Origin of the sequence: Streptomyces antibioticus, assembly GCF_002019855.1 — a bacterium.
GTDB classification, from domain to species: Bacteria; Actinomycetota; Actinomycetes; order Streptomycetales; family Streptomycetaceae; genus Streptomyces; species Streptomyces antibioticus_B.
On sequence record NZ_CM007717.1, the window covers coordinates 1,654,047 to 1,666,333 of the forward strand.

The 12,287-nt window shown below is 73.0% G+C and carries 12 protein-coding genes; 6 read left to right on the forward strand and 6 right to left on the reverse strand.

Going from position 1 to position 12,287, the window contains the following annotated elements; genetic code table 11:
• Nucleotides 1-262: 262 nt before the first annotated feature.
• A complete protein-coding gene (locus AFM16_RS07305; protein WP_030785680.1) occupies nt 263-655 on the reverse strand; it encodes an ankyrin repeat domain-containing protein in 393 nt (130 codons plus the stop codon).
• 263 nt (nt 656-918) lie between these two features.
• Between AFM16_RS07305 and AFM16_RS07310 the strand changes: the two genes are divergently transcribed.
• Together AFM16_RS07310 and AFM16_RS07315 are read left to right on the forward strand one after the other, a co-directional pair.
• Complete coding sequence (locus AFM16_RS07310) at nt 919-1,113, forward strand: hypothetical protein (RefSeq protein ID WP_030785683.1); 195 nt, start codon at nt 919-921, stop codon at nt 1,111-1,113.
• A gap of 64 nt (nt 1,114-1,177) precedes the next feature.
• Nucleotides 1,178-2,824 carry a hypothetical protein gene (locus AFM16_RS07315; RefSeq protein ID WP_051780394.1) on the forward strand — a complete coding sequence of 549 codons (1,647 nt, stop codon included), beginning with the start codon at nt 1,178-1,180 and terminating at the stop codon, nt 2,822-2,824.
• 69 nt (nt 2,825-2,893) lie between these two features.
• On the opposite strand, the gene AFM16_RS07320 is transcribed toward AFM16_RS07315, so the two are convergent.
• Nucleotides 2,894-4,393 carry an SCO1417 family PLP biosynthesis transcription factor gene (locus AFM16_RS07320; protein WP_030785690.1) on the reverse strand — a complete coding sequence of 500 codons (1,500 nt, stop codon included), beginning with the start codon at nt 4,391-4,393 and terminating at the stop codon, nt 2,894-2,896.
• Nucleotides 4,394-4,427: 34 nt separating this feature from the next.
• Here AFM16_RS07320 and yczE point away from each other — a divergent pair, with 34 nt between their 5' ends.
• The 4 genes from yczE to AFM16_RS07340 all read left to right on the forward strand — a co-directional run bounded on the left by yczE (nt 4,428) and on the right by AFM16_RS07340 (nt 8,006).
• Entirely contained in the window at nt 4,428-5,147 is a 720-nt protein-coding gene (gene yczE / locus AFM16_RS07325) for a membrane protein YczE (protein ID WP_370628026.1), read from the forward strand.
• Nucleotides 5,144-5,911, forward strand: a complete 768-nt coding sequence (locus AFM16_RS07330) for a glycerophosphodiester phosphodiesterase family protein (protein ID WP_030785695.1) — start codon at nt 5,144-5,146, stop codon at nt 5,909-5,911. The genes yczE and AFM16_RS07330 overlap by 4 nt, the downstream gene beginning before the upstream one ends.
• 53 nt (nt 5,912-5,964) lie before the next feature.
• Entirely contained in the window at nt 5,965-7,353 is a 1,389-nt protein-coding gene (locus AFM16_RS07335; protein ID WP_030785698.1) for an MFS transporter, read from the forward strand.
• 278 nt (nt 7,354-7,631) lie between these two features.
• Nucleotides 7,632-8,006, forward strand: coding sequence for an RNA polymerase-binding protein RbpA (locus tag AFM16_RS07340; protein WP_020128921.1), 375 nt, complete (start codon nt 7,632-7,634; stop codon nt 8,004-8,006).
• A 121-nt stretch (nt 8,007-8,127) separates the two neighbouring features.
• Here the strand turns inward: AFM16_RS07340 and fxsA are convergent, their stop codons facing one another.
• The 4 genes from fxsA to AFM16_RS07360 form a co-directional block, all read right to left on the reverse strand.
• Nucleotides 8,128-8,676 (reverse strand): FxsA family membrane protein, encoded by a 549-nt coding sequence (gene fxsA, locus AFM16_RS07345; protein WP_030785707.1) that lies wholly within the window; start codon nt 8,674-8,676, stop codon nt 8,128-8,130.
• Nucleotides 8,677-8,750: 74 nt separating this feature from the next.
• Nucleotides 8,751-9,566 carry a polyprenol monophosphomannose synthase gene (locus AFM16_RS07350; protein WP_030785708.1) on the reverse strand — a complete coding sequence of 272 codons (816 nt, stop codon included), beginning with the start codon at nt 9,564-9,566 and terminating at the stop codon, nt 8,751-8,753.
• A 569-nt stretch (nt 9,567-10,135) separates the two neighbouring features.
• Entirely contained in the window at nt 10,136-11,746 is a 1,611-nt protein-coding gene (locus AFM16_RS07355) for an amidohydrolase (RefSeq protein WP_078632835.1), read from the reverse strand.
• Nucleotides 11,747-11,794: 48 nt separating this feature from the next.
• Nucleotides 11,795-12,235: an Lrp/AsnC family transcriptional regulator gene (locus AFM16_RS07360; protein ID WP_030785712.1), complete on the reverse strand. Its 441-nt coding sequence runs from the start codon at nt 12,233-12,235 to the stop codon at nt 11,795-11,797.
• Between the last annotated feature and the right edge of the window lie 52 nt (nt 12,236-12,287).

A 12,287-nucleotide genomic window follows, 5' to 3' on the forward strand; every position in this document is an offset into this window, starting at 1 on the left:
GGCGCCCGCCGTTTCCTGCTTGCTGTAGACCATCTTCCTCTGCCTCTCGTCGGTGGCCCATGCGGACCGCGTCACGGCCCGCGCGGTGCGGCAACACCTGCCCAGCCATCGCGTCCGTGAATCACGTCGTCATGATGGCCCGGCTCTTCCACCTGCCGCGACCGAAATTTCCGGCGGCCTGGTACCGCCTCCCCCGTATATGTCGTGTTCTCTGCGTTTTAGCTGGTCAGGACGGGCCTGGCAGCCACTCGGGGCCGTCGGCTCATCGAGTGTCGAACAGTTCGAGCAGATCGGTCCTGGCGAACATCCGGGCCGTGTCGACGGCCGACGGAGTACCGGCTTCCGGATCGGCTCCGGCCGCCAGCAGGACCTCGGTCACCTCGGTCTCGCCCTTGAAGGCGGCCCCGGCGAGCGGGGTCTGGCCGCGGTCGTTGATCCGGTCGGCCTCGGCACCGCGGGCCAGCAGGGCCCGGACCGCGTCGGCGTGACCGTGGTAGGCGGCGAGCATCAGGAGCGAGTCGCCGCGGTCGTTGGTGAGATTGGCCGGAACGCCCGCGTCGACGTAGCTCACGAGGTCCTCGGTCCGGCCCTGCCGGGCCAGATCGAAGATCTTGGTCGCCAGCTCCACGACCTCGGGGTCGGGGGCTTCTGTCATCGGCCTGGACCGCCTCTCGCTACAACCGTTCAGGTGAATCGCCAGCGTACTGGCTCGTCGCGCACATGGCCGGTGGCCTCCGAGGCAAAGATCACGAAGAGACCCGTTCGACGCAATTGTCCAGCTCAGGCGGACCAGCGGACCTTACGCCACCTGGAGGAAATCGGCGACATTTCACCCAGTTGCACCTTTTATCGTATAGATACATCCTGTGATCCTGGAAGTACTCATGGTGACTGTCCCCCCGAACCAGGAGATCCCCAATGATCCTCTCCATCTCAGGCGTGGTCCTGCTCGGCATCATCGTCTTCCTGTTCTTCCGCAAGGACGGGCTCAAGGCGTCGCACGCCTGCGTCTCGGCGCTGTTCGGCTTCTATCTGGCGAGCACAGCCATCGCCCCGAGCATCAAGGCGGGCGGCGAGAGCCTCGCGAGCCTCCTGGGCGGCATCAAGTTCTGAGCCAGGCCGGCCGCTCGGCCGACCAGCCGTTCGTCCCTTCCGTACGCACTTCCAGGAGACAGCAGTGGCCCGGCGCCCCCTCCCCCGCATTCTGAGCACAGGCAGCGCGCAGATCGCCCGGAGCCGGGAGCTGGCCCGGACGGCGGCCGACAGCGCCACCGACGTTCTCCATCCACTGATCACGCTCACCCGCGGTATGCGCCGGCTGGCCTCGGCCGGCCGGCGCAAGTGGGCCGAGACCCCCAAGGACAAGCGCGGGCCGCTGCTGTTCCTGGTGGCCTCCGTGATCCTGGTCGTGGCACTGATGCCGTACGGACCGCTGCTCGCCGTCATCACCCTGATGGCGGCGGCGGCCTGGCAGGGCCGGGACCGCACCCCACCGGCTCCCGAAGGCCCCGACGAGTCGCAGATCCAGCGGCTCCAGTCGCTGTACGAGGCCCTGGTCCCGTACTTCTCGACGGCCGAGGACCCTTCTCCCCTGTACGCGCACGGCGGCGAGTGGGAGAAGGTCTTCCCGGCCCACGAGTTCGACGGTTCGGGCCGCTTCTCCCATCTGGTGATCCGCTACCCGGCCTACTTCCCGGACGGCGAGGCCGAACCCCGCGCGCGGATCGAGCAGTTGCTGACCGCCAAGGCGGGCCGCGGCCGCGAGTACCTGTTCGCCTGGGAGGAGGAGGGCAACGAACTCACCGTCGACGTCCTCGCCCCGCTCCCCACCGACATCGCCGCCCAGCGCTTCGTCACCGCCCCCGGCGAGACCGTCCTGGGCTTCACCGACCCCTCGCGGGTCCAGCGCACGCTCCCCCTCACCCACGGCGACGAGCGGCGCGACGTCCCTCCGGTGGTCTGGCGCACCGGCGTCCGCTCCACCGAGCCGCATCTGCTGGCCGTCGGCCAGCCCGGCAGCGGCACCTCCTCCCTGCTGCGCTCCATCGCGCTCCAGGCCCTCCGGCACGGCGACGTCCTGATCGTCGACGGCGGCGGCACCGGCGAGTACGGCTGCTTCGCCGGCCGGGAGGGCGTCCTGGGCATCGAGACCGGCCCGGCCGGGGCGACGGCCGGTCTGGAGTGGGCGGCGCACGAGACGGAGCGCCGGCTGATCGCCGCGAACCGGGCCCGCCAGGACGGCGACCCACCGCCGGTGGACACCAGGCGCCCGCTGTGGATCCTCCTCGACCGCCCCTCCGTCTTCACCCACCTCGCCGAGGCGAACGGCCGCCGGGACCCGCAGGCCCTCCTCCAGGTCCCGCTGCGGCACGGCCGCGCGGTCGCGGTGACGGTGGTCGTCGCCGAGCAGTTCGACTGCCTGGACCTCCTGGCCGACGCCGTACGGCAGCACACACGCGCGCGTGTCGTCCTCGGGCCCGCCTCCGTGGCCCGGCTGACGGCCGTCCTCGGGGCGCCCCCGCACACCACCCCCGTCGACCAGGTCCCCCCGGGGCGCGGCTACGCCCGGCTGGGCACGGGAGCGGTGCACCGGCTCCAGGTCCCGGCGACCCCGGACCCCTACGACGACGCCACCAGCGACGCGCACCGGCAGGCGGTGCTGGAGCTGCTGCCGCCGCGCACCACAGCACCGCAGGCGGAGCCGGCCCCGGAGACCCAGGAGGCCCCGGAACCGCCGGAGACCTCTGAGGCGCCGGAGCCCGCGAAGACGCCCGCCCTGACGAAGACCCTCCCGGCGCCGGTCGAGGCGGCGGTCGCCGAATAGACGGGACCTGAGGCGTGAATGAGGGTGGGCCGGTCCGCAAAGGACCGGCCCACCCTCATTCACACACCCTCACGCCACGAACGTCCGCGGCCCCTCGCCGCCCGCCGTCCCGCCGCTCTCCACGATCCGGGCCGCCGCGGCCAGCCGGGCCGCCGCCTCCTCGGCCACCGCGCCCCCCACGGTGAACGGCAGCCGTACGAACCCCTCGAACGCGCCGTCCACCCCGAACCGCGGCCCGGACGGCACCCTGACCCCGACCCGCTCCCCCGCCTCGGCGAGCCGCGACCCGGACAGGCCCCCGGCCCGCACCCACAGCGTGAGGCCGCCTCGGGGCACCACGAACTCCCAGTCCGGCAGCGCCCGCCGTACCGCCGCGACCAGCGCGTCCCGGTTGTCCCGGGCCTGGCCGCGGCGCAGTTCGACGGCGTGCTCCCAGCCGCCGGTGCCGAAGAGCCAGTTCACCGCGAGCTGCTCCAGCACGGGGGTGCCGAGGTCGGCGTAGGCGCGGGCCGCGACCAGGCTGCGGATGACGTCCGGGGCGGCCCGGACCCAGCCGATGCGCATGCCGGCCCAGAACGCCTTGCTGGCCGACCCGACCGTGATCACCGTCGATCCGGCGGGGTCGAACCCGCAGACCGGACGGGGCAGTTCCACGTCGTCGTCGAGCCACAGCTCGCTCATGGTCTCGTCCGCGACCAGTACGGTCCCGGCGGAACGGGCCGCCTCGACGAGTCGGCGCCGCTGGTCCTCGTCGGCGAGCGCGCCGGTCGGATTGTGGAAGTCGGCGACGACGTAGGCGATCCGGGGCGCGGCCTCCCGCAGCACCTGGCGCCAGCGGTCCATGTCCCAGCCGGAGAGCCCCTCGGCCATCGCGACGGGCACCAGCCGGGCGCCCGCCTCCCGCATCAACTGGAGGATGTTGGCGTACGACGGCGACTCGACGGCGATGCGTTCGCCGCGTCCGCCGAAGAGATGGCAGATGGCGTCGATCGCGCCCATCGCGCCGGTCGTCACCATGATCTGCTCGGGCATGGTCGGGATGCCGCGCGCGGTGTACCGGTCGGCGATCATCGCGCGCAGCGCGGGCAGCCCCGCCGGGTAGTCGCCGTGCGTGTGGGCGTACGGCGGCAGTTCCTCCAGGGCTCCCTGGACGGCGCGGGTGAGCCAGGGTTCGGGGGCGGGCAGGGCCGCGCAGCCGAGGTCGATCATCGAGCCGAGGGCCTCGGGCGGCAGGGGTTCCAGACCGCGCGCGGGGAGCGGATTGCCCGCCGGGACGGCCGTCCAGCTCCCGGCGCCGCGCCGGGACTCCAGGAACCCCTCGGCGCGCAGTGCCTCGTAGGCGGCGGCGACGGTGGTGCGGCTGACGGAGAGGGCGAGGGCGAGTTCGCGTTCGGCGGGCAGCCGGGCGGCCACCGGGACACGGCCCTCCAGGACGAGCAGCCGGACGCCGTCGGCGAGGGCGCGGTAGGCGGGCGGGCGGCGCGTGCCCGGTCCCGCCGGGCGGTCCTGCTGGGAGGTGAGCAGCCGGGCGAGCTGTGCGGCCCCCACCGCGGAGGTCCACTGCGCCATGGATATCAGTCCACCTTCCCCGAATTGGCCATGGATGAGGATTCAGTCCACGCCACAGAGTGTCACGGGTCAGTCCACTTCCACCACAGGGGGGTACCACGTGCCGGCCAGGGGACGTCTCACTCGACGGCTGGTCCAGCTCTACGCCGGACTCGCGCTCTACGGCGCCAGCTCGGCCCTGCTCGTCGAGGCGGGCCTGGGTCTCGAACCCTGGAACGTGCTCCACCAGGGCCTGGCCGAACTGACCGGTCTGACGATCGGGGCCGTCTCGATCGTGGTGGGCGCGGCGGTGCTGCTGCTGTGGATCCCGCTGCGCCAGCGCCCGGGCCTGGGCACCGTCTCCAACGTCTTCGTGGTCGGCCTGGCGATGGACGGCGCGCTCGCCCTGCTTCCCGAGGCGCACTCCCTGGCCGTCCGGGTCCCGCTGCTGGTGGCCGGGGTCGTGCTCAACGGGGCGGCCACCGGCCTCTACATCGCCGCCGCCTTCGGGCCGGGCCCGCGCGACGGGCTGATGACCGGGCTGCACCGGCGCACCGGCCGCTCGATCCGGCTGATGCGCACCGCGGTGGAGGTGACGGTCGTCGTCACGGGCTTCCTGCTCGGCGGCACGATCGGGGTCGGGACGCTGCTGTACGCGGTGTCGATCGGCCCGCTCGCGCAGTTCTTCCTGCGGATGTTCGCCGTTCCGACGGCATCCCGCGGTAGCGCGGTCGTTGCCACCGGGTCACCCCATGGGGCGATACTGCGTCCGTGACGACCCTCATACGCCACCCGTACCTCGACCATCCGGGCCCCCTCGCGTTCGCGCACCGCGGCGGTGCCGCCGACGGTCTGGAGAACACGACGGCGCAGTTCCGGCGCGCGGTCGAGGCGGGCTACCGCTACATCGAGACCGACGTGCACACCACCCGGGACGGCAAGCTCGTCGCCTTCCACGACGCGACACTGGACCGGGTGACCGACGGCGCGGGCCGGATCGCCGAGCTGCCCTGGGCGGACGTGCGGCACGCGCGTGTGCGGGGCGAGGAGCCGGTGCCGCTCTTCGAGGAGCTGCTGGAGACCTTCCCCGAGGTGCGCTGGAACGTCGACGTGAAGGCGGAGCCGGCCCTGCACCCGCTGCTGAACCTGATCGCGCGCGCGGACGCCTGGGACCGGGTGTGCGTCGGTTCCTTCTCCGAGGCCCGCGTGGTGCGCGCCCAGCGGCTGGCCGGCCCGCGCCTGGCCACGTCGTACGGCACGCGCGGGGTGCTCAATCTGCGGCTGCGGTCCTGGGGGGTGCCCGCGGCGCTGCGCCGGTCGGCCGTCGCCGCCCAGGTGCCCGAGACCCAGTCGGGCATCCAGGTGGTGGACTCCCGCTTCGTCCGCGCCGCCCACGCGCGCGGGCTCCAGGTGCATGTGTGGACGGTCAACGAACCGGAGCGGATGCACCGGCTCCTGGATCTGGGAGTCGATGGCATCATGACCGATCACATCGACACGTTGCGCGAGGTCATGGAGGACCGGGGCGTCTGGGTCTGACGGCCCGTGCCGCCCCCGCGCGGCACTTTTGAGCGGGAGCGAGGGGGGCACGGGTGGGCACCGACACCGTGCGGACGGCGAGAGCCGACGAGTCCGACGACAGCGGCGCGAGAGCCGCCCGGCAGCGCGAACAGCGCGGCTGGTACTTCTACGACTGGGCGTGCTCCGTCTACTCGACGAGCGTGCTCACCGTGTTCCTCGGCCCCTATCTGACCTCGGTGGCCAAGGCGGCGGCCGACCCCGAGGGGTATGTGCACCCGCTGGGCATACCCGTGCGGGCGGGGTCCTTCTTCCCGTACGCGGTGTCCCTGTCGGTGGTCGTGGCCGTGCTGCTGATGCCGCTGGTGGGCGCCGCCGCCGACCGCTCAGGCCGCAAGAAGCCGCTGCTGGCGGCGGCCGCGTACACCGGTGCCGCGGCGACCACGGCCATGTTCTTCCTCGGCGGGGACCGCTATCTGCTCGGCGGGCTGCTGCTGATCGTGGCGAACGCGGCGCAGTCGGTCGCGATGATGCTCTACAACTCCTATCTGCCGCAGATCGCGCCGCCCGAGGAGCGCGACGCGGTCTCCTCGCGCGGCTGGGCGTTCGGCTACGCGGCGGGCTCCCTGGTCCTGGTGGTGAACCTGGTCCTGTATCTCGCGCACGACTCGTTCGGTGTCTCGGAGTCGATGGCGGTACGGATCTGTCTGGCCTCGGCGGGCCTGTGGTGGGGCGGCTTCACGCTGATCCCGCTGCTGCGGCTGCGGGACCGGCCGCCCGCCGTGCGCGAGACGACGGGGGCGACCGGGGCGACGCCGACGGCTCCCGGGCTGCGCCAGCTCATGGCGACGCTGCGGGACATGCGCCGCCACCCGCTCACCCTCGCCTTCCTGCTGGCCTATCTCGTCTACAACGACGGCATCCAGACCGTGATCTCCCAGGCGTCGGTGTACGGCTCGGAGGAACTCGGACTGAGCCAGTCCACGCTGATCGGCGCCGTCCTGCTGGTCCAGGTGCTGGCCGTGGCCGGCGCCCTCGGCATGGGCCGGCTCGCCCGGACCTACGGCGCGAAGCGCACGATCCTCGGCTCGCTGGTCGCCTGGACGCTCACCCTGGGCGCCGGATACTTCCTGCCCGAAGGCGCGCCGGTCGGCTTCTTCCTGCTGGCGGCGGCGATCGGGCTGGTCCTCGGCGGCAGCCAGGCCCTGTCCCGCTCGCTCTTCTCCCATCTGGTCCCGCCGGGCAAGGAGGCGGAGTACTTCTCCGCGTACGAGCTGAGCGACCGCGGGATGAGCTGGCTGGGCCCGCTGCTCTTCGGGATCACCTACCAGCTCACCGGGAGCTACCGGGACGCGATCCTGTCGCTGGTGGCCTTCTTCGTGCTCGGCTTCGTGCTGCTGGCGCGGGTGCCGGTGCGGCGGGCGATCGACGCGGCCGGAAACCCCGTGCCCGAGAAGATTTAGCGCTCAAGGCGAAAGGGCGGTAGTGTACGCGTTTGGCCTGCCAGGCGTACCGTTACTGCGCGTCAAAGATGCCGAAACGCTGGGTGACATCTCCTTTCAGATGTGACAAACCGGGCGCCGGTGGGTACTGCACTGGTTGACAAGGCTGCGGCTACGACGGCGACGCATGACCCGGAACGGGACTCGGAACGGGAATCTTTACCGCCGACCGGACGTTGACCGGATGACGACGACAGCGACACCTGTCCTGTGGGCGACAAGCCCGGGAGGCACGATTCATGAGTGAGCGAGCTCTTCGCGGCACGCGCCTCGTGGTGACCAGCTACGAGACGGACCGCGGCATCGACCTGGCCCCGCGCCAGGCCGTGGAGTACGCATGCGAGAAGGGGCACCGCTTCGAGATGCCCTTCTCGGTGGAGGCGGAGATCCCGCCGGAGTGGGAGTGCAAGGTCTGCGGAGCCCCTGCGCTCCTCGTGGACGGCGACGGCCCTGAGGAGAAGAAGGCCAAGCCCGCGCGTACGCATTGGGACATGCTGATGGAGCGGCGCACCCGAGAGGAACTCGAAGAGGTCCTCGAGGAGCGCCTGGCCGTTCTGCGGTCCGGGGCGATGAACCTTGCGGTGCATCCCCGCGACAGCCGCAAGTCCGCGTAGCGGGAAGCCGGCGAACCTAGCGACACACACCAACGACCGCGGGCGCCGAACGTGTTTCACGTTCGGCGCCCGCGGTCGTTGGTGTGCCCGGCTCGCCCGGCCGTTCGGCCGGGCGCGGGGCCTACGGCTCGTCGCGGACGACCTCGCCCTGGACCACCTTGCCGTCGGGGCGGTGGATGCGGACCTGCTGATAGGCGTCGCCCAGCGAGCCGGGGGCGCGCGCGGCGGCCAGCAGCTTGCGCTCGGTGTAGGAGCCGATGGCCTTCTGGACCGGCGGCAGGAGCAGGAGCAGGCCCGCCGCGTCGGAGATCAGGCCGGGGATGATCAGCAGCAGGCCGCCGAGCATCATCAGGCCGTTGCCCCCGCCCCGGGTGGGGGCCGAGCCGCGCTGGAGCGCCTCGTTGAGATTGCGGAAGGCGCGGCGGCCGGCGCGCTTGATGACCACCGAGCCGAGCACGACCCCGGCGACCAGCAGCAGGAAGACCGCGAGGCCGCCGGCCTGGCCGGCGACCAGTGTCAGCAGCCAGATCTCCAGCACCAGCCACACGGCGAGCCCCAGCGGCAGGTACCTGCGCAGCTTGGAGCGGCGGCGCCGGGGCGCGCCCGGGCCGGTGGCGCCGCCGGAGGCACCGGGGTTCGGGTACGTCGGGATCGGAGCGCCAGTCGTCATACGTCCAGTGTGCCTGGACGCGGCTCAGAGCGGCGTAAGGGGAGCATCAGCACCGGAAGCGGCAGCGGAAGGGGTCAGTCCTTCTTGTGCGGGGCCTGTGGCTGCCCGCCGCGGCCGGTGATCTTGCCGACCCGCTCCCCCACGCCCCACGCGGTGACCCTCCAGAGGGCCTCGACGAGGATGTCGCGGCTCATCTTGGAGTCGCCGTGCTCGCGCTCGACGAAGGTGATCGGGACCTCCACGACGTGGTAGCCGGCCTTGACGGCGCGGCGGGCCAGGTCGACCTGGAAGCAGTAGCCCTGGGAGGCGACCTCGTCGAGTCCGAGGCCCTCCAGGGTCTCGCGGCGGAACGCCCGGTAGCCGCCGGTGATGTCGCGCAGCGGCAGGTCGAGGGCGAGCCGGGAGTAGAGGCTGCCGCCGCGGGAGATGACCTCGCGGGACCGGGGCCAGTTCACGACCCGGCCGCCCGGCACCCAGCGGGAGCCCAGGACCAGGTCGGCGCCCTTGAGGGCGGTGAGCAGCCGGGGCAGTTCCTCGGGCTGGTGGGAGCCGTCGGCGTCCATCTCGATCAGCACGCCGTAGCCGTGCTCCATGCCCCAGCGGAAACCGGCGAGGTAGGCGGCGCCGAGGCCCTCCTTGCCCTTGCGGTGCAGGACCTGGACCCGGTCGTCCCCGGCGGCCAGTTCGTCGGCGAGCTTGCCGGTGCCGTCGGGGCTGTTGTCGTCGGCCACCAGGACATGGGCCTCGGGAACGGCCTTGCGGACCCGTCCGACGATCCCCTTGATGTTCTCCGCCTCGTTGTAGGTCGGAATGATCACCAAGGCGGTGCCGAGCGGACCGAACCGCCTCCCCCGGTCCTGTGCCGCGAGGGTCCCGTCGCCGTCGTTCACTGCCTGCCCCTTCGTGTCCTTACGCAGGGAACCACCATAGTGGCCGCCGTCTGCGAAGACGTGGCGGGACGTTCGTACGGTGGTGTCGAATCGCTGCGCGCGGGGTAAGACTGTCGGTTTGGGCTCATATCTACGCACCTGCCCGGTGCGGACGCGGGGCAAGCCCGCCGCGGCGGGGGGCCCGGCGCTCTTCGGGCCGACCTGGGGCCCGCTGGCTGCGGGTCGACCGAAAGCCGTTGTCTACTGAGCGCCCGGGCCCCACCCGGGTCACACCTCCCCGGCCGGACGGAACGTTCCCTCGCTGCGGCGCTGACGCTGAGCCTGGCTGCCAGTGGCGGTGCCCCGGTGCGGCACACCGTCCCTGACCCAGCGGCGCCGCCACGAGTGCGCGGACGTTTCGCGGCGGGGCGTCCGGTGGTGGACCCGGCCGAACCTACCGGCCCCCCGCCATCGGCTGTCAACAGCCGTGCGACCTGCGGATCTTCCGACAACGCGCAGGTCAGGGGGGCACGGCAGGGGCCGTACGACGGCGTGCGGACGGGTGATCTTCGGTGCCGGGCGCCCAGCCGTCACTCGCCCGGCCGTACGTACACGGTCCGTCCGCCGACCACCGTGCGCAGACAGAGCGGCAGGTCACGGCCCGGGGTGAGGTCGGGCAGCCCCGGCGTGCCGGAGCGGGGGTCGGTGGACCAGCGGGCGACCCGGTCGTCGGGGGCCTGGACCACCAGTTCGTCGGTGCGCCAGACCGCGTAGTCGGCGGGGGCGCCCGGGACCAGCACACCGGCGTCGTCGCGGCCGACCGCCCGCCAGCCGCCGCGGGTGTGGGCGGTGAAGGCGGCCCGGACGGAGACGCCGTGGCCGGGGGTGCGGTGGAAGGCGGCGGCGCGGACCGTGCCCCAGGGGTCGAGCGGGGTGACGGGGCTGTCGGAGCCGAAGGCGAGCGGCACACCGGCCCGCAGCAGGGCCGCGAAGGGGTTCAGGGTGCGGGCCCGCTCGACGCCCAGGCGCCGGGCGTACATGCCGTCCTCGCCGCCCCACAGGGCGTCGAAGGCGGGCTGCACGGAGGCGGTCAGGCCGAGTTCGGCGAAGGCCGCGATGGACTCGGGGGTGAGCATCTCGGCGTGCTCGACGCGGTGCCGGGCGGCGCGCACGCGCGCGAGGCCGATCTTCTCGGCGGCGGCCCGCACCCCCTCGACCACGGCGGTCACGGCGGCGTCGCCGATGGCGTGGAACCCGGCCTGGAGCCCGGCCTCGGTGCAGGCCACCACATGGGCGGCCACGTCGTCGGCGGTCAGGTAGGCGGTGCCGGTGTGGGCCGCGTCGCTGTAGGGGGCGTGCAGGCAGGCGGTGTGGGAGCCGAGGGCGCCGTCGACGAACAGGTCACCGGCGGCGCCGAGCGCGCCCAGCTCACGCGCCTTGGCCACCCCGGTCTCGCCCTGCTCGGCCCAGTAGCCGACGACCCGCGGCCCCGGCTCCTCGGCGGCGATCCGCAGCAGGTCCGCGAGGTCGTCCTCGGAGGAGATCTCGGGGCCCCCGCACTCGTGGACGGTGCCGATGCCGAGGGACGCGGCGTGCGCGAGGGCGGCGCGCTGGGCCTCGGCGCGGCGGGCCGGCGTCACGGCCGCGAACGCGGCGGCGCGGACGGCGTGGTGGGCGTCGGCGGTGAGCGGCCCGTCGGGCGCGCCGAGGCCGGGGGTCAGCTCCAGCAGGGCCGAGGTGACGACCGCCGAGTGCACGTCGATCCGGGACAGGTACAGGGGACGGCCGCCGGTGGCGGCGTCGAGTTCGGCGCGGGTCGGCGGGCGGCCGCCGGGCCAGCGGGAGGCGTCCCAGCCGTGCCCGAGCAGCACCGTGTCCTGCGGCCGGGCGGCGGCGAAGTCCCGCACCAGGGCGAGGGCCGCTTCCAGGGTGGGGGCGGTGGAGAGGTCGAGCCCGGTCAGCGCGAGACCGGTCGACGTGGTGTGCACATGGGCGTCGGTGAAGGCGGGGGTGACGAGCGCGCCGTCGAGGTCGACCACCTCGTCGACCCCGTCCGCGAAGGCGTCGGCGGCGCCCTCCGAGCCCACCCAGGCGACCTGGCCGCGCTCCACGACCATCGCGGTCGCGAAGGGATCGGCGGGGCTGTGGACCTCTCCTCGGCGGAGCAGGACGGTCTTCGGCTCGGGCGTGCGCTCACTCATGGGTGACAGTCTCGCGCCTCGCCGGGCCCGCCCGGCACACGGACCCCCTCAGATGCGCGGCGGCCGTGCCTCGTACGGCGTGGACAGGGCGACCGTCGTGCGCGTCGACACGCCCGCCAGGGCCCTCAGCCGGCCGAGCAGCTCCTCCAGCTCGTGCGGGGTGGCCACGCGGACCTTGAGGATGTAGTTCTCGTCGCCGGCGACGCTGTGGCACGCCTCGATCTCGGGCACCCCGGCGAGACGGTCGGCGATGTCGTCGGGGGCGCTGGGGTCGAACGGTTTCACCGAGATGAAGGCGGTCAGGGGCAGCCCGACGGCCTCCGGGTCGACGACGGCCGCGTAGCCCCGGATGACGCCGCGCTGTTCCAGCCGGCGCACCCGCTGGTGCACGGCCGACGTGGACAGGCCCGTGGCCTTGCCCAGATCGGTGTAACTCATCCGCCCGTCCTTGACGAGCAGCTGCACGATTTGTCGGTCCAGCTCCTCCATGACGGATGAACCTACAGTGCGGCCGATCTCCGCGTATACCTATGCAGCGCAG

Coding starts and splice junctions, on each gene's coding strand:
- AFM16_RS07355 (WP_078632835.1), bottom strand. CDS start 11,746: ATGAGTGAGCGCACGCCCGAGCCGAAGACCGTCCTGCTCCGCCGAGGA.
- AFM16_RS07310 (WP_030785683.1), top strand. CDS start 919: ATGATCCTCTCCATCTCAGGCGTGGTCCTGCTCGGCATCATCGTCTTC.
- AFM16_RS07320 (WP_030785690.1), bottom strand. CDS start 4,393: ATGGCGCAGTGGACCTCCGCGGTGGGGGCCGCACAGCTCGCCCGGCTG.
- AFM16_RS07305 (WP_030785680.1), bottom strand. CDS start 655: ATGACAGAAGCCCCCGACCCCGAGGTCGTGGAGCTGGCGACCAAGATC.
- yczE (WP_370628026.1), top strand. CDS start 4,428: ATGAGGATTCAGTCCACGCCACAGAGTGTCACGGGTCAGTCCACTTCC.
- AFM16_RS07360 (WP_030785712.1), bottom strand. CDS start 12,235: ATGGAGGAGCTGGACCGACAAATCGTGCAGCTGCTCGTCAAGGACGGG.
- AFM16_RS07340 (WP_020128921.1), top strand. CDS start 7,632: ATGAGTGAGCGAGCTCTTCGCGGCACGCGCCTCGTGGTGACCAGCTAC.
- fxsA (WP_030785707.1), bottom strand. CDS start 8,676: ATGACGACTGGCGCTCCGATCCCGACGTACCCGAACCCCGGTGCCTCC.